The organism is Kocuria aegyptia (genome assembly GCF_039530085.1).
In the GTDB taxonomy this organism is placed as follows: Bacteria; Actinomycetota; Actinomycetes; order Actinomycetales; family Micrococcaceae; genus Kocuria; species Kocuria aegyptia.
Genome location: NZ_BAAAOA010000046.1, coordinates 614,494 through 636,166, shown reverse-complemented (window position 1 = coordinate 636,166; position 21,673 = coordinate 614,494). Strand labels below are relative to the sequence as shown.

Sequence of the window (21,673 nt, the reverse complement as noted above, 5' to 3'; positions counted from 1 at the left end):
GTGGTGCTCCTTCGAGTTCCGTGTCCGTCCCGCGCGTGCGGAGCGGCTCAGCCCTTGGACCCGGCGCGGGCGGGCTTGGCCGCCGCGGGCTTCTTGGCCGTGCTCTTCTTCGTCGTGCTGGGCTTGGCCGCCGTCCCCCTGCCCGACGACCGCGCCGTCTTCTTCGGGGCGGGGCCCTGGGCCCGCTTCTCCGCGAGCAGCTGGCTGGCGCGCGCCGGTGTGATCTGCTCCACGGTCTCGCCGCGCGGGACCGTCACGTTGGTCTCCCCGTCGGTGATGTACGGGCCGAAGCGCCCGTCCTTGATCACCATGGGCCGTTCCGTGATCTGGTCGGTGCCGAGGTCCGCGAGCGGCGGCTTGGCGGTGCCGCGGCCGCGCTGCTTGGGCTGGGCGTAGATCTTCAGGGCCTCCTCGAGGGTGACCGTGAACAGCTGCTCCTCGGACTGCAGCGAGCGCGAGTCGCTCCCCTTCTTGAGGTAGGGGCCGAACCGGCCGTTCTGCACCGTGATCTCGTTGCCCTCGGCGTCCGTGCCCAGCGTGCGCGGCAGGGAGAGGATCTTGAGGGCGTCCTCGAGGGTCACGTCCTGCAGGGTCATCGTGGAGAGCAGGGACCCCGTGCGGGGCTTCTCCTTGACCGGTTTCTTCGGGGGCTTGGGCTTGCCGTTCTTGTAGTACTCCACGGGCTGGGCCGCGAGCTCCTCGGCGGTGGGCTCGGGGATCACCTCGGTGACATAGGGCCCGTAGCGGCCGTCCTTGGCCACGATGACGCGCCCGGTCCCGGGGTCGCGGCCGAGCTCCCGGCCGTCCGCCTTGCCCGTCTCGATGAGCTCGCGGGCCTTGTCGGGCGTGAGCTCGTCGGGGGCGAGGTCCTCCGGCACGTTCGCCCGGACCGGGTCGGTGATCTCACCGGTCTCCGGGTCCACGGCGCCGGCCACCTCCAGGTAGGGGCCGAACTTGCCGACCCGCAGGGTGATGTCCTCGGTCACGGGGATGGAGTTCACGGCGCGGGCGTCGATCTCGCCGAGGTCGTCGACGATGGGCTTGAGCCCGTTCTCGTGGCCCTGGGAGCCGAAGTAGAAGTCCTGCAGCCAGTCGGTGCTGTCCTCCTCGCCCCGGGCGATCCGGTCCAGGCCCTCCTCCATCTCCGCCGTGAAGTCGTAGTCCACGTAGTCGGAGAAGTGCTCCTCGAGCAGGCGCACCACGGAGAACGCGGTCCACGAGGGGATCAGCGCGGAGCCCCGCACGCGGACGTAGCCGCGGTCCATGATCGTGGAGATCACGGCGGCGTAGGTCGAGGGCCGGCCGATGCCGAGCTCGTCGAGGACCTTGACCAGGGACGCCTCGGTGTAGCGCGGCGGCGGCGAGGTGCGGTGCCCGTCGGCCTCGACGTCGGTGGCGTCCAGGCGGTCGCCCTCCGCCATCCGCGGGAGCCGCTTGTCGCCGTCCTTGCCACCGTCCTTGTCCGTGGCGGGATCCTCGTCCCGGCCCTCCTCGTAGGCGGCCAGGAAGCCGCGGAAGGTGATGACGGTGCCGGACGCGGAGAACTCGGCGTCCTGTCCGGCCGACGACGTCGCGCCGAGCCGCACGGTCGCCGTCGACCCCTTGGCGTCGGCCATCTGGGAGGCGACGGTGCGCTTCCAGATCAGCTCGTAGAGCCGGTAGGCGTCCGCGGAGAGCTCGCCGCGGACCTGGTTCGGGGTGCGGAAGGAGTCCCCGGCCGGGCGCACGGCCTCGTGCGCCTCCTGCGCGTTCTTCGACTTGGAGCTGTAGACCCGCGGGGAGCCGGGCACGAAGTCGGCGCCGTAGAGCTCCGTGGCCTGGCGCCGGGCGGCCGTGACCGCCTGGTCGGACAGCGCCACGGAGTCGGTGCGCATGTAGGTGATGTAGCCGTTCTCGTACAGCTTCTGCGCCACCTGCATGGTGGTGCGGGAGGTGAAGCGCAGCTTGCGCGCCGCCTCCTGCTGCAGCGTGGACGTGGTGAACGGGGCGGCCGGGCGGCGGGTGTACGGCTTGGTCTCCAGCGACCGGACGGTGAACGCCGCGTGCTCGAGGCCGGCGGCCAGCTCGCGGGCGGCCTGCTCGTCCAGGTGCGCGAGCTTGCCGGCGGCGCCCTTGAGCACGCCGTCGTCGCCGAAGTCGCGGCCCCCCGCCACCCGCTTGCCGTCCACGGCGGAGAGCCGGGCGCTGAAGGCGGTGCCGGCGTCCTCGCCGTCGGCGCGGGCGAAGGTCCCGCTGAGGTCCCAGTAGTCGGCGGGCACGAACGCCATGCGCTGCCGCTCCCGCTCCACCACCAGGCGGGTGGCCACGGACTGCACGCGTCCGGCGGACAGGCCCGAGGCGATCTTGCGCCACAGCACCGGGGAGATCTCGTAGCCGTAGAGCCGGTCGAGGATGCGCCGGGTCTCCTGCGCGTCGACCAGGTCCTGGTCGAGCTCGCGCAGCTCGCCGAAGGCCCGCTCGATGGCCTCGCGGGTGATCTCGGAGAAGGTCAGCCGGTAGACGGGGATCTTGGGCTTGAGCACCTCCAGGAGGTGCCATGCGATGGCCTCCCCCTCGCGGTCGCCGTCGGTGGCGAGGTAGAGGGCGTCCGCCTCCTTGAGCTTGCGCCGGAGCTCGGTGACCTTCTTCTTCTTGTCCGGGTTCACCACGTAGTACGGCTCGAAGCCGTGCTCCACGTCCACCGCGAACTTGCCGTAGGGACCCTTCTTGAGCTCCGCCGGCAGCTCCGAGGGCTGCGGGAGGTCGCGGATGTGCCCCATCGAGGACTCGACCTCGTAGGCGTCACCGAGGTACCCGGCGATGGTCTTGACCTTGGACGGGGACTCCACGATGAGCAGGCTCTTGCCCGTTCCCGGGCTCTGGGTGGCCTTCGTTGGCACGGTACTCCTTGCTGCGGTCCGCGGTGCCGCGGGCCGCGGCGCTGCTGGACGTCGGGGCGGACGGGCGGGTGTCGGCCCGCCGTTGCGCTCCACCATAACGCGTCACCGCCGTCAACCCTCGCGCGGCGGGGACGGGCGGGGCCGGCGCCTCCCGGGCGGGCCGGACCGGGCTCACACGGGGTAGCGCTCGGGCTCGTCGCCGATCGTGAACTCGCGCCCCGTGGCGTGCTCCACGTCGATGACCACGAAGTTGTACTTGAGCGTCGGGGCCCAGGGCTTCAGCGGCAGCTCCTCCGCGGCGTCGATCTCGGCGCGCGTCTCGAGCCGGCGGGCCTTGCCGTGGACCACCACGGAGCGCACGACGTGCTCCTCCGTGACCTCGTCGATCTCGAACGCCACCTGGTCGTTGACGATGAGGCTCGAGAGCTTGGATCCCTGGGCGGTGCGGAAGTACAGCTTGCGCTGGTGCACCACGTAGTTCACGGGGAAGATGTCCACGAGCCCGGCGGCCTCGACGGCGAGCCGGCCGAAGGGGTGCTGCTCGAGGAGCTGCCAGACGGTGTCCTTGTCGAGCGTCTTGACGGGGTTCAGGTTCTCTCCGATGCTCATGCCTCCATCCTCCCACCCGCACCGCCGCGGCGTCCCCTGCTCATCCGCCCACAGCGGTGCTCAGGCGGAGGGCGGCACCGGCTCCTGCGGGACGAGGAAGCCGTCGAGCACGAGGTGGCGGACCTCCTCGGTCAGCCGCTGCCGCTCCTCGCCCGCCCAGTCCAGCAGGGCGGCGAGCGCCCCGAGGATCTGCCGGGCGCTCAGCTCGCCGTCGCAGGCACCGGCGAAGCCCGCGGCCTCGCTGGAGAGCAGCACGGTCCGGCGCAGCCCGGCCCCCTGCCGGAGCAGGATCACGCCGGGGTGCTCGGCGCCGGGGCGCTGGTGGCGCTCCTCGGTGACGTCCTCGGCGGCCACGAGCCGGGCGTCCGGCCAGTCCTGCGGGTGCGCCGCCAGCCAATCGGCCCGTGCCCACGTCGCGGCGAGCGCGGGGGCGAGCGGCTGCTGGACCGGGTGGGGGACGTGCTCGAAGCGGCGGAGCGCGCCCCCGGGCCGGGTCCCGGCGGGGCGTCGGAGGCGGACCATCCCGAAGCCCACGGCCTCGACGCCGCGGGCGGCGAAGTCGTCGAGGTAGGCGCGGTAGGCGCGTTCGTAGTGGTCGAGGTCGCGGGACTCCGCCGCGTCCCGCAGCCACGTCTCGGCGTACTCCTCCGGGCCGGCCAGTTCCCGCTGGACGAACCACGCGTCGACGTCCTCGGGCACCCACTGCTCGGGACGCAGCGCCCAGCGCTCCGCGGCCGGGCGCGCGTCCCCCGGCGGCGGGGCGAGCACCTCCCAGTTGCCGAGCAGGTGGGCAGTGGCCCCGGGGGCCATGACCCCGGGCAGCTCCCGCACGAGGTCGGCCACGATCCGGTCCCCCGGCAGGCCGCCGTCCCGGTAGGTGTAGCGCTCCTGCGGGGTCTCGCCGGCGGGGCGCGGGGTGATGACGAACGGGGGGTTGGACACCACGAGGTCGAACTGCTCGCCGCGCACGGGCTCCAGCAGGGAGCCCGCCCGCAGGCTCACGCGGTCCTCGAGCCGGTCGGGGTCGATGCCCAGGGCCTCTGCGTTGAGCAGCAGGTTGAACCGGGTGAAGCCCAGCGCCCGGTCCGAGACGTCGGTGGCGGTCACGTGCCCGGTGTGCGCGAGCAGGTGGAACGTCTGGATGCCGCATCCGGTGCCCAGGTCCAGCGCCCGGTCCACCCGGCGGCGGTCGGTCGTCTGGGCCAGCGTCAGGGAGGCCTGCCCGATGCCCAGCACGTGGTCGCGGCGCAGCACGCCGGGGCGCTGGGACTCGCCCAGGTCGCTCGCCACGTACAGCTCCGTCCCGTCGTCGGAGGCGTGGGGTCGCAGGTCCACGGTGGAGCGCAGCCCGCCCGCCGTCTCCTCGGCGAGGCCCAGGCCCACGAGCTGCTCCGGGCGCACCGGGGCGGGCTCGAGCACCTCCAGGGGGACGGTGCGGCCGAGCAGGAACAGGGTGACGACCCCGGCGAGATCCCGGTCCGGGTGCCCGGGTGTGCGCAGCGCCGGCTCGAGCAGCCGCAGGGCGGGCACCGCCTGGTCCCGCGCGAGCGCGTCCATGGCGGCCGCCCCCAGCAGCTCGGCCACGCGGTCGTGGGTGAAGCCCGTCCGGCGCAGGGCGTCGTGCAGCGCGGCCGGCGCCCGCGGGTCGTCGGAGACGGGGGTCCCGGGAACCCGGGAGAAGGCCGGTGCCGCGGAGGGGCCGGGGGCGTCCGGGCTCATGCGGCACTCGTCGGCACGGGCACGGACACGGGCACGGGTGCCGGGGCGGGCCCGGAGGCGACCGGGGGGCCGTCGCCGGCCGCGGGTGCCGGGGCGGACCCGCACCCCGCGGGGCAGATGAGCTGCGGGTACTGCTCGTGGCAGGCCGGGCACGCGAGCACGAGGGCGCGGCAGGCGACGTCGGCGCAGTTGACGAAGCGGTTGGCCGGGCCGGCGCACCGGTCGCAGCGCCCGATGGTGACCGCGGCCGGGGTGAACCGCACATGCATGCGCCGGTCGAAGACGTACAGGGAGCCCTCCCACAGCCCTCGGTCCCCGCGCTGACGGCCGTACTCGGCGATGCCGCCGTCGAGCTGGTAGACCTCCTGGAAGCCGCGGTTGCGCATCAGCGCGGAGAGCACCTCGCAGCGGATCCCGCCGGTGCAGTAGGTGACCACGGGCCGGGTCTTGAGGTGGTCGTACTTCCCGGAGTCCAGCTCGGCCACGAAGTCGCGGCTGTGCTCCACGTCCGGGACCACGGCCCCGCGGAAGCGCCCGATCCGGGCCTCGTGGGCGTTGCGGCCGTCGAAGAACACGACGTCCTCGCCGCGGCGGGCCACGAGCTCGTCCACCGCGGCGGGGGCCAGCCGGGTGCCGCCGCCGACGACGCCGTGCTCGTCGACCTCGAGCTCCCCGGGCGCGCCGAAGGACACGAGCTCGTCCCGGACCTTGACCGACAGCCGCGGGAAGTCCTCCGCCGAGCCGTCCGACCACTTGAACACCGTGTCCCGGAGACCGGGATGGGACCGGGTGCTCCGGGCGTACTGCTTCAGCGCCCGGACCTCACCGCCCACGGTGGCGTTGAGCCCGTGCGGGGAGACGATGATCCGCCCGCGCAGGCCCAGGCCCTCGCACAGGGCGCGCTGCCAGAGCATCACGGCCGTGGGGTCTGGGAGCGGGGTGAAGACGTAGTGCAGGAGGATCCGGTGCTGTGCCACGGGTCCAGGCTACAAGCGCGGCGGGGCGTCCGGCGCCGTCCGGGACGGACCCCGGGGTGCGGGGCGCCGGGTCAGTGGCCCAGGTGGAACACGCGACCGGTGATCTTCGTGGGGACCACCTCGACGTACTCGGGCTTGGGGGTCCCGACCCACGGCCGCAGCGGCAGCTCGTCCACCCGGGCGGTCTCCTCCGCGTCGGTGAGCCGGCGGGCCGTGCCGCGCACGAGCACGGACCACGCCTCCCCGCCCTGCGCGTGGTCGACGTGCACGGCGACGTGCTCGTTGAGCACCAGGTGCAGCAGCTTGGTGCCCTCGGCGGTGCGGAAGTAGATCTTCTCGTCGTCGGCCACGAGGTTGATGGGGGTGATCTCGATCTCGTCGCCGTCCATGGTGGCGATCCGGCCGAAGCGCGAGCTGTAGAGGTGCTCCCAGCACTGCTCCGGGGACAGCACCGTGACCGGGGACCGGTGTGCCCGGGCCTCCTTGTCGGGGTTGCGCCCGGAGATGTTCATGGGGTTGCTCATGCGGTCATTCTGGCACGCGGCCTCCGCCGGGGTGACGCGTGTCATGGTCGCGACCGGTGGCACCGGGCGGATCTTCTCACCGCACCCGGCCGGCGCCCTCGCCCGGTACGACGGCGAAGACCTGCGGCGCCCGCCGGCCCTGCTCCGCGAAGGCCTGCGCGACGGCGTCCCGGACCTGCTCCGTCCGCGCCGCGGGCACGAGGGCGATCGCGGAGCCGCCGAAGCCGCCGCCGGTCATCCGCGCGCCGACCGCCCCGGCGGCCAGGGCGGTGTCCACGGCGAGGTCGAGCTCGGGGCACGAGACCTCGTAGTCGTCCCGCAACGAGGCGTGGGAGGCGACCAGCAGCGCCCCGATGCCGGCGAGGTCCCCGGCCCGCAGCCGTTCCACGGTTCCCAGGACCCGTCGGTTCTCGCTGAGCACGTGCCGGACCCGGCGGGCGGTCTCCGGGTCCAGCCCGGTCAGGTCGGCCCCGGCCGGGACGTCGCGCAGCGAGGCCGCCCCGAGGGCGGTGGCCCCGTGCTCGCAGGAGGCGCGCCGGGCCCCGTAGCCGCCGTCGGCGTGGGAGTGGGCGACTCCCGTATCGATCACCAGCACCGCCAGCCCGTGCTCGGCCACCGGCAACGGCACGAGCTGGGCCTCCTGGGTGCGGCAGTCCAGGAACAGCGCGGCCCCGGCGCGGCCCATCAGCGAGGCGGACTGGTCCATGATCCCGGTGGGCGCCCCGACGAACTCGTTCTCCGCCCGCTGGGTCAGCCGGGCCATGGCCGGCCGGTCCAGACCGAGGTCCAGCAGGTCGTTCAGGGCCACGATCGTGGCGACCTCCACGGCGTGCGAGGAGGACAGCCCCGCCCCGACGGGGACGGTCGAGTCCAGCAGCAGCTCGAAGCCCGGGACGTCCACGCCGTCCGGGCCCGCGAGGACGTGCACCACACCGGCCGGATAGGCGCTCCACCCCGCGGCCGTCCCCGGGGCGAGGTCGGCGATCCGGAACCGGGCCCGGGACAGCCCCTCCCCGTCGGGGGCCCAGGTGGAGGCCAGGTCGACGACGTCGTGCCCGGCCTGCCCCTGTCCGGTCCGCCGCCCCGGCCCGGCGTCCCGGCGCAGCCGGACCGCGACCATCGCCGAGCGGTCGATGGCGAAGGGCAGCACGAAGCCGTCGTTGTAGTCGGTGTGCTCCCCGATGAGGTTCACCCGCCCCGGGGCCCGCCACACCCCGTCCGGGTCGTGCCCGTAGACCTCGGCGAACCGGCGGGAGAGTGCCTCGGCGCGGGCGGCGTCGTCCTGCCCCGGCCGCCGAGCTGATTTCTGAGCGGGCTGCTGGTGGGTGTGCGGTCCGGTCATCGTGCGGCCTCCCTCAGGCGTGCGGCGGTCTGCTCGGCGGTGACGTCGTTGATGAACGCTCCCATGGCGGCCTCGGAGCCGGCCAGGAACTTCAGCTTGTCCGCCGCCCGCCGGGGGCTGGTCAGCTGCAGGTGCAGCCAGCCGGCCTCGCGGTCGGCGGTCGTGATCGGGGTCTGGTGCCAGGCGGCGATGTAGGGGGTCGGCGTGGCGTAGAGCCGGTCCACGCGCTGGACCAGGTCCTGGTACACCGCCGCCAGCTCGTCCCGCTCGGCCCCGGTCAGCGCCGCCAGGTCCGGGACCTGCCGGTGCGGGAGCAAGTGGACCTCGAGCGGCCAGCGCGCGGCGTAGGGCACGTAGGCCGAGAAGTGCTCGCCCGCGATCACCATCCGGTCCCCCGAGGCGGTCTCGTCGGCCAGGACCTCGCCCATCAGGGCCCGCCCCGTGCGCTCGAGGTGCGCCCGGGAGCGGGCCGCCAGCCGGGCGGCGTGCGGAGCCGGGTAGGGATAGGCGTAGATCTGCCCGTGCGGGTGGTGCAGGGTCACCCCGATCTGCTCGCCCCGGTTCTCGAAGGGGAACACGTGCCGGATGCCCTGCATCCCCGTCAGCGCCTCGGTGCGCTGGGCCCAGGCCTCCACCACGGTACGCGCCCGCTCCGGGGCCAGGGACGCGAAGGAGCCCCGGTGCTCCGGGGTGAACACCACCACCTCGCACCGGCCCACTGCCGGGGACGGAGTCCCCCACAGGGCCCGCTCCCCCGTCCGCTGCGGGTCGGGCAGCTCGGCCAGCCCCGGGCCCAGGGAGGGGAAGCGGTTCTCGAAGACGACGACGTCGAAGTCCTCGACCGGGATCTCGGACTCCCGCCCGCCCGCGGACGGGCACAGCGGGCACTGGTCGGCCGGGGGCAGGTAGGTGCGCGCCTGCCGGTGGGCGGCCACCGCCACCCACTCCCCCGTCAACCGGTCGAAGCGGACCTCACCGCCGCCGGACCGGGCGTCCAGGGGCCTGCGGTCCACGACCTGCTCCACCGGTGCGGTGCCGCGGTCGCTGAAGAACACGGCCTCCCGCCCGTCGGCGAGGTGGTGGGTCCGGTGCGCGAAGCTTTCGGCGTGTTCGGTGGGCAGCGGCAGTGTCATCGGACGGGCTCCAGTCGCAGGTCGGGGACGGATCGGCTCAAGGCTGTGCGGCCCGCGGCGTCGAGGCCGTCGTCGGTCACGACGGTGTCCACCTCGTCGAGACCGGCGATGCGGTGGAGACCGGTCAGGCCCCACTTGGTGGAGTCGGCCAGCGCCACGCTGCGGTCGCAGCGTGCCAGGAAGAGACGGTTGACCTCGGCCTCCATCATGTTCGGCGTGGTCAGCCCGTCGCGGTCGCTGACCCCGTGCACGCCCAGGAAGCACAGGTCCACGTGCAGGGTGCGCAGGGCCGCGGTGGCCAGCGGGCCCACCAGGGCGTCCGAGGGCGTGCGGACGCCGCCGGTGAGGACGACGGTCTGACCCGGGGCCGGCGCGTCCTGGAGCACGTCGGCGATGCGCGGGGAGTTCGTCACCACCGTGATGTCCGGGACGTGGCGCAGGGTCCGCGCCAGGGCGAAGGTGGTGGTCCCGGAGTTCAGCGCGACCGACATCCCCGGGGCCACCATGGCCTGGGCGGCGGCGGCGATGGCCGCCTTCTCCGGCAGCTGCAGCTCCGACTTGCGCGTGAAGCCCGGCTCGGCCGCGGAGGACCCCGCGGGCAGCTTCGCGCCGCCGTGCACCTTCTGCAGCTCCCCGTCCCGCGCCAGCCGGTCCAGGTCCCGGCGCACGGTCATGTCGGACACGCCCAGCTCCTCGGCCAGGTCGGCCACCCGCACGGCGCCGGCCGCCCGGACACGGTCGAGGATCTCCCGCCGTCGGCGGTCGGGGAGCATGTCGGACATCGGTCCTCCTGAGGGTCGAGCGGCCGGTGCGGGACGGTGCACCGGGGTGGCGCGGGCCCGCGACGCCCGTGTGATGTTCATTCGAACATACTTGGTGTGACATCGTGTTGTCCCTCGCTCGGGGCCGCGGTGTCGCGGAGCACGCCGTTCGAGCAGACTGGTCGGGTATCGAGACCGGTCGCGCCGGAGCGACGACACCACCACCCGGGGTGCCGTCGCCGGTCGCGGACCGGCCGTCCGCGGCGTCACCCGAGGAGCAGCCGAATGAGCACCGTCCCACAGCATCAGGACATCACCGCCCAGCGGCCCGGCACCGGCAGCGGCACCGGGGACGCGCCCGCGTGGTGGACCGACGCGGTCGTCTACCAGATCTATCCCCGCTCCTTCGCCGACTCCGACGGCGACGGGATCGGCGACCTCGGCGGCGTCCTCGCCCACCTGGACCACCTCCAGGACCTGGGTGTGGACGTCATCTGGCTCTCCCCGATCTACCGCTCCCCGCAGGACGACAACGGCTACGACATCAGCGACTACCAGGACATCGACCCCACCTTCGGGACCCTCGAGCAGTTCGACGAGCTGCTCGCCGCCGTGCACGCCCGCGGCATGAAGCTGGTGATGGACCTGGTGGTCAACCACACCTCCGACGAGCACCCCTGGTTCGTGGAGTCCCGCTCCTCCCCCGACTCCCCGAAGCGGGACTGGTACTGGTGGCGCAAGCCCCGCCGCGGCATGGAGGCCGGCGCGCCCGGGGCGGAGCCGACGAACTGGCAGAGCTTCTTCTCGGGGTCGACCTGGGAGCTGGACGAGGCCTCGGGCGAGTACTACCTGCACCTGTTCTCGACCAAGCAGCCCGACCTCAACTGGGAGAACCCCCAGGTGCGGGCGGCCGTGTACGCCATGATGGGCTGGTGGCTGGACCGCGGCGTGGACGGCTTCCGGATGGACGTGATCAACATGATCAGCAAGGACGCCGGACCCGACGGGCACCTGCACGACGGACCGCCCGTGGACGGGACGCCCTGGGGCGACGGGTCGGCGTCCTATCTCTGCGGTCCCCGGATCCACGAGTTCCTCCAGGAGATGCACCGGGAGGTCTTCGCCCACCGGGACGCCGAGCTCATCACGGTGGGCGAGATGCCCGGGGTCACCGTGGAGCAGGCCCAGCTGTTCACCGATCCGGCCCGGGCCGAGGTGGACATGGTCTTCCAGTTCGAGCATGTGGGCCTCGACCACGGTCCCGGGGGCAAGTTCGACCCGAGGCCCTTGCGCCTGACCGATCTGAAGGCCTCCTTGGGCCGCTGGCAGGAGGGCCTGGAGGAGGTGGGGTGGAACTCCCTGTACTGGAACAACCACGACCAGCCCCGGGTGGTCTCCCGCTTCGGCAACGACTCGCCGGAGCACCGGGTGGCCTCCGCCACCTGCCTGGCCACCCTGCTGCACCTGCACCGCGGCACCCCCTACGTCTACCAGGGCGAGGAACTGGGCATGACCAACGCCCCGTTCGAGACGATCGAGGACTTCCGCGACATCGAGTCCCTCAACCACTACCGCCACGCCGTGGCCGCCGGCGCGGACCCGGAGACCGTGCTGGCCGGGCTGCGCTGGTCGGGCCGGGACAACGCCCGCACCCCGGTCCAGTGGAGCCCCGGGGAGAACGCCGGGTTCACCACCGGCACCCCGTGGATCGCGGTCAACCCCAACCACGAGGTGGTCAACGCCGAGGCCGCCCGGGCCGAGCCGCACTCGGTGTTCCACCACTACCGGCGCCTCGTCGAGCTGCGGCACACCGAGCCCGTCGTGGCCCTGGGTGACTTCACCATGCTGGTCCCCCACCACGAGCAGATCTACGTCTTCACCCGCCGGCTCGAGGACGTGGAACTGCTCGTGCTCGCCAACGTCTCGGGCGAGCAGGTCCGGGCCGAGCTGCCCGACGGCTGGGCCGGCACGGAGGTGCTGATCGGCAACCGCGCCGACGCAGTCGCCCCCGGAGAGGAGGGGCTGCTGCGCCCCTGGGAGGCGCGCGTGCACCGGCGGACCTGCTCGGGGGCGGCGCAGGGCTGAGGCACGACGCCGGGGCACGGGGTGGAGGCGCCGGGCCCGGCGCGCGCTGCCGCCCCGGTGGCTCCCGCCGAGGCTCCGCCGGTGGGGCCGACGGGGCGGCGGTGGCACAATGAACCGGTGCCGTCCTCCGACCACGACTCCCTGGTTCCCCTGCTCGGCCGCGGCGACGCGCCGGAGCAGGTGCGGCACGTCCGGGAGATCCCCGACCGGGACGCCGTGACGGCGCCGTGGCCCGAGCACCTCCACCCGGACGTGGTCGCCGCCTACGAACGGCTCGGCGTGCACGCGCCGTACCTGCACCAGGTCCAGGCGGTGCTGGCCCCCCGGCACGTGGTGGTCGCCACGGGGACCGCGTCGGGGAAGTCCCTGGCCTACCAGGCGCCCGTGGCCGATGCCGTGCACCGAGGCCGGCTCGCGGCGCTGGCGAACCCGGGCATGGTCCACCACCCGGACGAGGCCACGGCCCTCTATCTCTCCCCCACCAAGGCCCTGGCCGCCGACCAGCTCAAGGGCCTGGACGCGCTCGGCCTGCCGACCCTGCGCGCCGCCACCTACGACGGCGACACCGACCCCGCGGAGCGCCGGTGGGTCCGGGATCACGCCGACGTGGTGCTGTGCAACCCGGACATGCTGCACTACGGGGTGCTGCCCAACCACGCGCGCTGGTCCCGGTTCTTCCGCCGCCTGAAGTACGTCGTGGTGGACGAGGCCCACTCCTACCGGGGCGTCTTCGGCTCGCACGTGGCCAACCTCATGCGGCGGCTGCGCCGGATCTGCCGCGTCTACGGCGCGGACCCCGTCTTCATCGGGGCGTCCGCGACGTCCTTCGAGCCGCACGCCTCCTTCGCCCGCCTCGTGGGCGTCCCCGAGGCCGAGGTGACGCCGGTGACCACGGACTTCTCCCCACACGGGCCGGTCACCGTGGTGCTCTGGGAACCGGAGCAGACGGACGGCGGCGGCGAGAACGACGCCCCGGTGCGGCGCACCGCCCTGGCCGAGACCGCCGACATGCTCACGGACCTGGTGCTCCGCCAGGTCCGCACCATCGCGTTCATCAAGTCCCGCCGCGGCGCGGAGACGATCGCCCAGATCGCCCACCGCCAGCTGGAGGAGGTCGACCCCGCGCTGGCCCACCGGGTGGCGGCCTACCGCTCCGGGTTCCTCCCCGAGGAGCGCCGGGAGCTCGAGGAGGCGCTGCGGGACGGGCGGCTGCTCGGGATCGCCAGCACGTCCGCGCTCGAGCTCGGCATCGACGTGGCCGGGCTGGACGCCGTGGTCGTGGCGGGGTGGCCCGGCACCCGGGCGTCCTTCTTCCAGCAGATCGGCCGGGCGGGCCGGGCCGGGCAGGAGGCCCTGGCGACCTTCGTGGCCGGCGACGACCCCCTCGACACGTACCTCGTGAACCACCCGGAGGCGATCTTCGACGTGGACGTCGAGGCCACGGTCTTCGACCCCTCGAACCCCTACGTGCTCGCCCCGCACCTGTGCGCGGCCGCGGCCGAGCACCCGCTGCGCGCGGAGGAGATCGACAGCTTCGGGCCCACCGCGGCGGAGGTGCTCGGTTCGCTCGTGACGAGCGGTCACCTGCGCCGCCGGCCGACCGGCTGGTTCTGGACGCACCCCCAGTCCGCGGCGGGCATGGTGTCGCTGCGCTCGGACGGCGGCGGGCCGATCCGGATCATCGAGACCGACACCGGCGCGGTGCTCGGCACGATGGACTCCCCCCAGTCCCACTACCAGGCCCACCCGGGGGCCGTGTACGTGCACCAGGGCCGGACCTACATCGTGGACGAGCTCGACGAGGCGGGCTCGGTCGCCGCCGTGACGCGGGCGCACCCCGACTTCTACACCACCGCGCGGGACATCACGCAGGTGAGCGTGGTCACCGAGGAGCGCTCGGAGCGCTGGGGACCCGTGACCGTCCACTTCGGCCAGGTCCAGGTCACCACGAAGGTGGTCTCGTTCCAGCGCAAGGCCGTGGTCTCCAACGAGGTGCTGGGCGAGGAGCCCCTGGACCTCGAGGCCCGGGACCTGTTCACGAAGTCCGTGTGGTTCACCGTCCCGGGCGCCGTGCTGACCGGCGCGGGGATCGAGGAGCCCGACGTCCCCGGCGCGCTGCACGCGGCCGAGCACGCGGCGATCGGCCTGCTCCCGCTCGTGGCCTCGTGCGACCGCTGGGACGTGGGCGGGCTCTCGACCGCGCTGCACGCCGACACGGAGCTGCCCACGGTCTTCGTCTACGACGGCCACCCCGGCGGCGCGGGGTTCGCGGAGCGCGGCTACGACACGGCGGTCGCGTGGCTGCGCGCCACCCGGGAGGCGATCTCCTCGTGCGAGTGCGAGCACGGGTGCCCGTCCTGCGTGCAGTCGCCCAAGTGCGGCAACCGCAACAACCCGCTGGACAAGGCCGGCGCGGTGCGGCTGATCGACGCGGTGCTGCAGGACGCCCCCCGCGCCTGACTCCTCACGGGGCACCGGCGGCCTCCGGCGGCCCGGCCCGGGACACGCCGCGGGCCGACCCGAAGCGCGCCAGCGGCCCGCCGAGGGCCACGGCGGTGCGCACGTCGACGACGACGCGCTCCGGTTCCACGAGCGCGCACCGCTCCAGTCGCGCCCCGTTCTCCCGGGCCACGCGCTCGGCGGTGCCGCACGGGTCGCCGGCCACGAGACCCCGGGCGGTGTCGGCGGCGGCGAGCGCCGCGAGGTCGGCGGCCTTGCCTGCTCGGTGGGTCGCGATCCCCGCCTGGGCGAGCATGAGCACGGTCACCAGCAGCACCCCCAGCACCAGGGTGAGCGTCAGCGCGTGCACGGTGCCGCTTCCCCGGTCACCGTCGCCGTGCGCGGGTCGGCCGAGCCGGCCCAGGTCACCCCGCACCGCGGGCTCAGCCACCGTTCCCACCGGCCGCGCCGGCCCCCTCCGTCTCGGCGGAGGCGTCCGCACGCAGTTCCCAGCCGCCCCAGGTCCCGAGGATGCCGGGGGCAGGGCCGGTGACGGTGACGGTGACCGTGGCCGTCCCGGCGTCCCCGCCCAGACGCACGGCCGCGTCCTCCCCGGCCACGTGCAGCGCCGTGGAGCGGATCACGGCGGCGCTCTCGCCGCGGGCGGCGGCGCGGGCCGAGGCCCGCGCCGCCTCCTCGTAGCGGATCAAGGTCATCCCCGCCGCGGCGGACGCGAGGAGCACGGCCAGGAGCAGCACGAGGGCGGGCAGGAGCACGGCCGTCTCGGCCGTGACGGCGCCGCGATCCCGTGCTGCAGGCCGGGGCCCGGAGCGGGACCGTGAGCCGGGCGGGGCCCAGGCACGGCTACGGGGGCAGGAACCGGGACGGCAAGGGGAATGACGGGGACGGGAACGAGGACGAGAACGGGGGCGGTCGGCAGGCATGGCGACTCCTCACGGGGCATGGTGCGTGGCCGCCCGGGCCGGCGGTCGCGTGGGACGGGAGGACCCGCCCGCGGGATCCGCAGCGCCGGAGCAGGCACCACGGACCCCGCGGGGGACGCTCAGACGCCGAGCGCCTTCTCGATGATCGCGGTCAGGAGCTCGCGCACCTGGCCGGAGGACAGCACTGCGGCCATGACGCCGCCGAAGGCTGCGGCGGCGAGCACGACCATGGCGTACTCCACGGTGGTCGCGCCGAGGTCCGCGTCCCCGACCCGGGCGGGCGGACGGGGCCGGGCCCCGGTGGCCCCGCGGGCGGACGGCGTGCTGCGGCGGCCCCGGACGACGCCCGGATCGAGCCCCGGGAGGCTGCGGCGCTTCCGGACGGGGCGGAACGGGGTGATCTGGTGCTGGGACATGACGGTCCTTTCGGTGCAGAACGAACAGATGCGGGACGAACAGGTGCAGGACAGCCCGTACCGGGCGAGCGGTCGGGGCGGACCGTGCCGGGCGAGCAGTCACACGACGGCCGGTACCCGACGAGCGGTCCGGACGAACAGCGCCGGACGAACGGTCCGGGCGAACCGTGACGGGCGAGCAGCACGGGCCGCCGGAGGAGGACGGACGCCGCAGTGGCACCGGACCGGTCCCCGGCGGCACCCGGGCACGGACGGGGATTCCGTGCGGGACGGGTGCGGACCCACGGCCGGAGGTCCGCGGCTCCGGGCTCGGCGGGTCATCCGAACACCTCGGGGACGAGTCCCATCACGACCGGCAGCACGCCCCAGCAGACGAAGGCGGGCAGGGAGCACAGGCCCAGGGGCAGCACGAGCTGGACGGACAGCGACTCCGCGGCGCGCTCGGCCCGCCGGTAGGCCGCCCGCCGCACCTGCGCCGCCTGCGCGCGCAGGCTCCGGGCCGACGGCGCCCCGGACGTCGCGGTGAACGTGAGCGCCTCGCGGTAGTCGACCAGGTGCGTGGGCAGCTTTCCCGCCGAGGCCCACGCCGTGTGCCACGGCAGCCCGAGGCGCAACCGGGAGCCCACCCCCTCCAGGGCGGCGCCGGTGGGGTCCTTCCTGCTCCCGCCCAGCACCGCCACGGCCTCCCCCAGCGGCAGGCCGGCGTCCAGCATGGCGGCGGTGAGCTCCACGAGGACGCCCGCGGAGACCTGCGGCCCGGACGGGCGCCGGGCCGCGGCCGGCCGGGGCGTTCCCGGCAGCCGGGCCCGGGACGGGAACACGGCCAGCGCCACGGCGGCCAGCAGGAGCAGCCCGGCGACGGGCGCGGCGAGGGCGTTCATCGTGCCCCCACCGCCTCGGCGCGGACGATCAGCGTGCGCGTCCACACCCGCCCGAGCAGCGCGAGCACCGCGCCGGCCACGAGGCAGGCCAGTCCCCACGGCGTGGTGAGCAGCGTGCGCAGCGGGTCGACGCCCATGAGCATGCCCAGACCGATCCCCAGCACCGGGAGCCAGGTCAGGATCCGCACGGTGGAGCGGGGACCGGCCAGGGCGGTGCCGCGTGCCGCCTCGGCGTCGAGCTCCGCCTCGAGGGCGTCGGCGAGACCGCCGAGCAGGGCGGCCAGGGGCGCGCCGGTGCGCTCGGAGACCGCCCAGCACAGGGAGAGCTCGGCCGTGGTGGCCACGGCCCGCCGCTCCAGCGGACGGTGGCCGAGCTGCGGTGCCGGCACTCCCGCCAGGGCGGTCGACACGCTCAGCCCCAGCCGGGCGGCGGCCGCCACGGAGGTGCACAGCAGCTCGATGTGCCGGCCGGTTCCCGTGCGGGGGCGGCGGTGTCCGCCGGGACCCGCGCCCTCGAAGGCGGCCGCCGGGGACCGGCCCGCCTGCAGCAGCGCCGCGAGCCGGCGCAGCAGCGCGGTCCACTCGGCGGACTCCGCCTCGGCGTCCCGGGTGAACCGGGTCCACCACGGGACCGCGGGGACCGCGCCGGCGCCCGCCCGCGCGACCGAGCGCACGCGGTGGACCGGACCGGCGAGCAGCACCGCGGCGCTCCCGCCGAGGCACAGGCAGAGGGCCAGGACCGTGCTCACGGCCGGCGCTCCGCGAGGTCGGGGCCGGGGCCGCTCGATCGGTCGAGCAGCGCGCACAGCCCGTCCCAGCCGGGACCGCGACGCACCCCGTCGTGGGACCGGACCGCCGCGGGCACCGTGACGAGCGCGCCGGCGCGGTCCTCGAGCAGGGACACGGCACGGAGCTCTCGCCGCGCGCCCGAGCGCGCCACGTGGACGACCAGGTCCAGGGCGCTCGCGGCCTGCAGGGTCACGGCCTCCCGGCTCATCCCGGCCAGGGCGCCGAGGGCCGAGAGCCGGGCGGGGACCGCCTCGGCGGAGTTGGCGTGCACGGTGCCCGCCCCGGCGTGACCGGTGTTGAGTGCCGTGAACAGCTCGCGCACCTCGGCGCCGCGGCACTCGCCCACCACGAGCCGGTCGGGCCGCATCCGCAGGGCCTGCCGGACGAGCTCGGCCAGGTCGATGCCGCCCGCGCCCTCGGTGTTGGGATGCCGCGCCTGGAGGCCGACCACGTGGGGGTGCTCGGGCCGGAGCTCGGCGGCGTCCTCGATGAGCACGATCCGCTCGTGCTCCGGGGAGCAGGAGAGCAGGGCGTTGAGGACCGTCGTCTTCCCCGCGCCGGTGGCACCGCTGACCAGGAAGCTGGCGCCGGAGCGCACGGCGGCCACGAGCAGCTCGGCGGTGCCGGGGAGCACGGTGCCGGCGGCCACGAGGTCCTGCAGGGTCAGGGTCCTCGTGCTGCGGAAGCGCACGGACAGCAGGGTCCCGCCCGTGGACACGGGCGGGAGCACGGCGTGCACCCGGTAGCCGGCGGCCGTCTGCACGTCCACGCAGGGGTGGGCGGCGTCGAGGCGGCGCCCGGCGGCGGTGACGAGGCGCACGGCGAGGGCGCGCACCTCGGCGTCGGAGCCGAAGGGGGACGGGACGCGGCGCACCCCGGACTCGGTCTCGAGCCAGACCTGGTCGGGTCCGTTGACGTAGACGTCGGTGAGCCCCCGGTGCGGCAGCAGCGGCTCGAGGGGACCGAGCCCGGTCAGCTCGGCGCGGACGGCCTGCACCGCGCGCAGGGTGCCGGCGGCCCCGAGCACCCGGCCGCTCGCGTGCACGGCCTCGGCGATGTCGCTGTCGGTGACCGGCCCGGGGGCGGAGAGCAGCCGGTCCCGCACGTCGTCCAGGAGCCCGGCCGGCAGGGCGATCGGTCGCTCCGGGAGCACGGCGCTCACGGCGCCGCCCCCACGGCCTCGAGCAGGCCTGCCACGTCCCGGGCGAGCCTGCGGGAGCGGCCCGCCTCGAGCAGGCGGCCCGTCTCGGCGGCGTCCGGCACCGCGCCGTGGAAGCGCACGGAGCCGGCGACGGGCAGGCCGGTCGTCGCGGCGGCGAGCGCGTCGTCGACGTCGGCCACGTTGAGCCCGGCCGGCACCAGGCGGGCCACGGCTCCCGCGAGGAGCTCCGCGGCCCACCGGGCGGCCAGCACGCCCCGCACCGTCCGGGGCGTGAGCACGAGGACGTCGTCGCACAGGGCCGCGGTGTCCGCCGTGCCCGGCCCCGCCCGGCCCAGGTCCACGACGACGAGGTCCGCGGCCCGCCGCAGCGCCTCGAGCACGGCGGCGTACGGGGCGGCGGCTCCGTCCGGCCGGGAGCGGTCCCAGGAGAGCCAGCGCAGCTGTCCGGTCCGGGCCATGGCCGGCCACAGCTGCTCCGCGGGCACCGTCCCGGCGATCCGGAGCAGGTCCGGCCAGCGCAGACCGTCCTGGTCCTCGAGGCCCAGCAGGACGTCGATGCCACAGCCGGCGCGGTCCGCGTCCACCAGGACGGCCAGGCGCTCCGCGTGCGCGGCCCGGTCGGCGAGCCAGCACGCCAGCGTGGAGGTGCCGGCCCCGCCCACGGCGCCGAGCACCCCCAGCACCCGTCCCGTGCCGCTTGGGCCCGCGGGGCCGCCGGTCCGGGCGGTCAGCAGGTCGGCGAGCCATCCGGCGGCGTCCGGCAGCACGGCCACCGCGCAGCCGCCGAGGTCCGCCGCCCGGTCCCAGATCCCGGGGTCCTCGGACCGGCCCACGAGCACGGTGCCCGGCCGGACCCGGCCCCGCACGGCGTGGCGCACGTCCACGAGGTCGGTGTCCGCGGCCGTCCCCGGCGCGCCACCGCTCGCCGTCGCGCCGGGCGGGTCGGCCAGCAGGTCGACGCCGGCGGCGGCGCAGACGCGCTCGACCGTGGCGCGCAGCCCGGGGTCGTCGCTGACGAGGCGCACGGTGCGCGCGCGGGCCGCGGTGGCGGGGGGCGGCGGAGCGGGGAGATGGGCGGCGGTGCTCATGGCCCCACTGTCGGTGCGGCCGGAGCCGGCCCGTCCCGACAGCGGCTCCGGTGTGGACGGGGAACCGGGTTCCGGCGACCCCGGGGGCGTGTGCAGTCCGGGCACCGGCATAGCATGACGGACCCGTGCAGGACAATGGCCGGATGCACATCGTGGTGGGACCAGCGCAGGACGGCCGGGGCGGGCACCGGGTCCAGGACCTGACGGGCTCCGGGGCCCCGGACGGGCCCGCGGTCGACGTGCCCGCCGGCGAGCTCGCCGCGTTCGTGGCCGACCGCGAGGAGGCCGCCCGGCGGGCCGGGTCCACGCCGCCGCGCTGGACCTGGGAGCGCACGGGGTCGGTCTACCCGCAGCTGCTGGCCGCCGGCGTCCGGGTGGAGCGCTGCCACGACCTGCGGCTGTGCCAGGCGATCCTCGCCACGGCCGCCACCGCCCACGGGTCCGGCACCGAGGGCCCGCTGCCCTACGAGCCGGCGCTGGCGCCGCTGCCCGCCGACGAGGCACCCGGGCTGCTCCCCCCGCCCTCCCCCGCCGAGGACCAGTCGAGCCTGTTCGACCTCCCCCGCGCCGCGGGCCCGGACGCGGCCGTGCTGGTCGCCGAGCTGCGGGCGCAGCTCGCCGCGGTGGCGGGCGCCGTGGATCCCCGCCGGCTGACCCTGCTCCTGGCGGCGGAGTCCCAGGGCGCCCTGATCGCCGCGGAGATGCAGCACGCCGGGGTGCCCTGGCGGGAGGACGTCCACCGGGCACTGCTGGAGGACGCGCTGGGCCCCGAGCCGGCTCCCGGGGAGCGGCCCCCGCGGATGGAGGCGACCGTGGCCCGGCTGCGGGAGACGCTGCACGCCCCGGGGCTGAACCCGGACTCCCCGCAGGAGCTGCTCAAGGCGATGCGGGCGGCGGGGATCGACGTGACGAGCACGCGACAGTGGGAGCTCGTCGAGTGGGCCCGGGCCGTGCCGGGCCTGGCCGCCCGGCGCCAGGCGCTGATCGAGCCGGTCCTGGAGCACAAGAAGCAGGCGCGGCTGCTCAGCGCCAACGGGTGGCACTGGCTGGCCACATGGGTGCGGGACGGCCGCTTCCGCCCGGAGTACGTGGTGGGCGGGGTGGTCACCGGCCGCTGGTCCGCCCGCGGCGGGGGTGCCCTGCAGATCCCGCACGTGGTGCGGGACGCCGTGCGGGCGGACCCGGGGCGCGTGCTCGTGGTGGCCGACGCGGCCCAGCTCGAGCCGCGCGTCCTGGCGGCGCTGGCCCACGACGACGCCCTGGCCGCCGCGTCCCGGGGTCGTGACCTCTACCAGGCCATCGCGGACCTCGGCGAGGAGCGGGGCTCGGAGCTGACCGAGCGCCCGCAGGCGAAGGTGGCCATGCTGGGCGCGATGTACGGGGCGACCACGGGCCAGTCGGGCCGGCTCATGCCGCACCTCGCCCGGATGTTCCCCCGCGCCGTGGACTACGTGGAGCGGGCCGCCCGGGTGGGCGAGACGGGCGGGCAGGTGCGCACGCACCTGGGCCGGTGGTCCCCCCGGCCGGGCCCGGCGTGGGACGCCGCGCAGCGGGACACGGCCACCGAGGAGGCCGAGCGGCGCGCCGGGGCGATGGCCCGCGGCCAGGGCCGGTTCACCCGCAACTTCGTGGTCCAGGGCACGGCCGCCGAGTGGGCCGTGTGCTGGATGGGCGCCATCCGCTCGGCGCTGGCGCGCGAGGGCGTGGACGCGGAGCTCGTGTTCTTCCTGCACGACGAGGTGGTGCTGCACTGCGCCCGGGAGGACGCCGAGCGGGCGGCCGAGCTGGTGGGCGAGTGCGCCGAGCGGGCCGCCCAGCTCGTGTTCGGGCGGATCCCGGTGGAGTTCCCCGTCAGCGTGGCCGTGGTGGAGTCCTACGCGGACGCCAAGTGACCGCCCCCGCGGCGGCCCGCCGCGAAGGAGCGT

The 21,673-nt window shown here is 75.4% G+C and carries 18 protein-coding genes; 3 read left to right on the top strand and 15 right to left on the bottom strand.

The features are described from left to right. Positions 1-47: 47 nt before the first annotated feature. From topA to ABD220_RS17190, 8 genes are all read right to left on the bottom strand, one after another. Positions 48-2,879, bottom strand: coding sequence for a type I DNA topoisomerase (gene topA, locus ABD220_RS17225; RefSeq protein WP_344124693.1), 2,832 nt, complete (start codon positions 2,877-2,879; stop codon positions 48-50). A gap of 171 nt (positions 2,880-3,050) precedes the next feature. After that, a complete protein-coding gene (locus ABD220_RS17220; protein ID WP_344124692.1) occupies positions 3,051-3,488 on the bottom strand; it encodes a pyridoxamine 5'-phosphate oxidase family protein in 438 nt (145 codons plus the stop codon). A 60-nt stretch (positions 3,489-3,548) separates the two neighbouring features. Then, positions 3,549-5,207, bottom strand: a complete 1,659-nt coding sequence (locus ABD220_RS17215; RefSeq protein ID WP_344124690.1) for a DUF7059 domain-containing protein — start codon at positions 5,205-5,207, stop codon at positions 3,549-3,551. Beyond that, a complete protein-coding gene (trhO, locus tag ABD220_RS17210) occupies positions 5,204-6,184 on the bottom strand; it encodes an oxygen-dependent tRNA uridine(34) hydroxylase TrhO (RefSeq protein ID WP_344124688.1) in 981 nt (326 codons plus the stop codon). The genes ABD220_RS17215 and trhO overlap by 4 nt, the downstream gene beginning before the upstream one ends. 71 nt (positions 6,185-6,255) lie before the next feature. Continuing rightward, positions 6,256-6,708, bottom strand: a complete 453-nt coding sequence (locus ABD220_RS17205) for a pyridoxamine 5'-phosphate oxidase family protein (RefSeq protein ID WP_344124686.1) — start codon at positions 6,706-6,708, stop codon at positions 6,256-6,258. 76 nt (positions 6,709-6,784) lie between these two features. After that, positions 6,785-8,050, bottom strand: a complete 1,266-nt coding sequence (gene galK / locus ABD220_RS17200) for a galactokinase (protein ID WP_344124684.1) — start codon at positions 8,048-8,050, stop codon at positions 6,785-6,787. Continuing rightward, complete coding sequence (galT, locus tag ABD220_RS17195) at positions 8,047-9,183, bottom strand: galactose-1-phosphate uridylyltransferase (RefSeq protein WP_344124683.1); 1,137 nt, start codon at positions 9,181-9,183, stop codon at positions 8,047-8,049. Before galT ends, galK begins: the two co-directional genes overlap by 4 nt. Beyond that, complete coding sequence (locus ABD220_RS17190) at positions 9,180-9,965, bottom strand: DeoR/GlpR family DNA-binding transcription regulator (protein ID WP_344124682.1); 786 nt, start codon at positions 9,963-9,965, stop codon at positions 9,180-9,182. Before ABD220_RS17190 ends, galT begins: the two co-directional genes overlap by 4 nt. 264 nt (positions 9,966-10,229) lie before the next feature. Between ABD220_RS17190 and ABD220_RS17185 the strand changes: the two genes are divergently transcribed. After that, complete coding sequence (locus tag ABD220_RS17185; RefSeq protein ID WP_344124680.1) at positions 10,230-12,029, top strand: glycoside hydrolase family 13 protein; 1,800 nt, start codon at positions 10,230-10,232, stop codon at positions 12,027-12,029. A 117-nt stretch (positions 12,030-12,146) separates the two neighbouring features. Then, positions 12,147-14,489, top strand: a complete 2,343-nt coding sequence (locus ABD220_RS17180; RefSeq protein ID WP_344124678.1) for a DEAD/DEAH box helicase — start codon at positions 12,147-12,149, stop codon at positions 14,487-14,489. Positions 14,490-14,493: 4 nt separating this feature from the next. Here the strand turns inward: ABD220_RS17180 and ABD220_RS17175 are convergent, their stop codons facing one another. The 7 genes from ABD220_RS17175 to ssd form a co-directional block, all read right to left on the bottom strand. Then, positions 14,494-14,919, bottom strand: coding sequence for an Rv3654c family TadE-like protein (locus ABD220_RS17175; RefSeq protein ID WP_344124676.1), 426 nt, complete (start codon positions 14,917-14,919; stop codon positions 14,494-14,496). After that, a complete protein-coding gene (locus tag ABD220_RS17170; RefSeq protein WP_344124674.1) occupies positions 14,912-15,244 on the bottom strand; it encodes a TadE family type IV pilus minor pilin in 333 nt (110 codons plus the stop codon). The genes ABD220_RS17175 and ABD220_RS17170 overlap by 8 nt, the downstream gene beginning before the upstream one ends. Positions 15,245-15,531: 287 nt before the next feature. Continuing rightward, on the bottom strand, positions 15,532-15,828 hold the full coding sequence (locus ABD220_RS17165) for a DUF4244 domain-containing protein (RefSeq protein WP_344124672.1): 297 nt from the start codon (positions 15,826-15,828) through the stop codon (positions 15,532-15,534). Between the two features lie 317 nt (positions 15,829-16,145). After that, a complete protein-coding gene (locus ABD220_RS17160) occupies positions 16,146-16,709 on the bottom strand; it encodes a type II secretion system F family protein (RefSeq protein ID WP_344124670.1) in 564 nt (187 codons plus the stop codon). Further along, the gene (locus ABD220_RS17155) at positions 16,706-17,458 is read right to left on the bottom strand and encodes a type II secretion system F family protein (protein WP_344124668.1); all 753 of its coding nucleotides are present in this window, start codon (positions 17,456-17,458) and stop codon (positions 16,706-16,708) included. The genes ABD220_RS17160 and ABD220_RS17155 overlap by 4 nt, the downstream gene beginning before the upstream one ends. Continuing rightward, a complete protein-coding gene (locus ABD220_RS17150; RefSeq protein WP_344124665.1) occupies positions 17,455-18,660 on the bottom strand; it encodes a TadA family conjugal transfer-associated ATPase in 1,206 nt (401 codons plus the stop codon). The genes ABD220_RS17155 and ABD220_RS17150 overlap by 4 nt, the downstream gene beginning before the upstream one ends. Beyond that, entirely contained in the window at positions 18,657-19,748 is a 1,092-nt protein-coding gene (ssd, locus tag ABD220_RS17145) for a septum site-determining protein Ssd (RefSeq protein ID WP_344124663.1), read from the bottom strand. Before ssd ends, ABD220_RS17150 begins: the two co-directional genes overlap by 4 nt. Positions 19,749-19,891: 143 nt before the next feature. Here ssd and ABD220_RS17140 point away from each other — a divergent pair, with 143 nt between their 5' ends. Further along, positions 19,892-21,640: a bifunctional 3'-5' exonuclease/DNA polymerase gene (locus ABD220_RS17140; protein ID WP_344124662.1), complete on the top strand. Its 1,749-nt coding sequence runs from the start codon at positions 19,892-19,894 to the stop codon at positions 21,638-21,640. Positions 21,641-21,673 lie beyond the last annotated feature (33 nt).

Excerpts from the sequence above, each read along its gene's own strand:
- ABD220_RS17220 (WP_344124692.1), bottom strand. The coding sequence starts at position 3,488 with ATGAGCATCGGAGAGAACCTGAACCCCGTCAAGACGCTCGACAAGGAC.
- ABD220_RS17215 (WP_344124690.1), bottom strand. The coding sequence starts at position 5,207 with ATGAGCCCGGACGCCCCCGGCCCCTCCGCGGCACCGGCCTTCTCCCGG.
- ABD220_RS17205 (WP_344124686.1), bottom strand. The coding sequence starts at position 6,708 with ATGAGCAACCCCATGAACATCTCCGGGCGCAACCCCGACAAGGAGGCC.
- galK (WP_344124684.1), bottom strand. The coding sequence starts at position 8,050 with ATGACCGGACCGCACACCCACCAGCAGCCCGCTCAGAAATCAGCTCGG.
- galT (WP_344124683.1), bottom strand. The coding sequence starts at position 9,183 with ATGACACTGCCGCTGCCCACCGAACACGCCGAAAGCTTCGCGCACCGG.
- ABD220_RS17190 (WP_344124682.1), bottom strand. The coding sequence starts at position 9,965 with ATGTCCGACATGCTCCCCGACCGCCGACGGCGGGAGATCCTCGACCGT.
- ABD220_RS17185 (WP_344124680.1), top strand. The coding sequence starts at position 10,230 with ATGAGCACCGTCCCACAGCATCAGGACATCACCGCCCAGCGGCCCGGC.
- ABD220_RS17165 (WP_344124672.1), bottom strand. The coding sequence starts at position 15,828 with ATGTCCCAGCACCAGATCACCCCGTTCCGCCCCGTCCGGAAGCGCCGC.
- ABD220_RS17160 (WP_344124670.1), bottom strand. The coding sequence starts at position 16,709 with ATGAACGCCCTCGCCGCGCCCGTCGCCGGGCTGCTCCTGCTGGCCGCC.
- ssd (WP_344124663.1), bottom strand. The coding sequence starts at position 19,748 with ATGAGCACCGCCGCCCATCTCCCCGCTCCGCCGCCCCCCGCCACCGCG.
- ABD220_RS17140 (WP_344124662.1), top strand. The coding sequence starts at position 19,892 with ATGCACATCGTGGTGGGACCAGCGCAGGACGGCCGGGGCGGGCACCGG.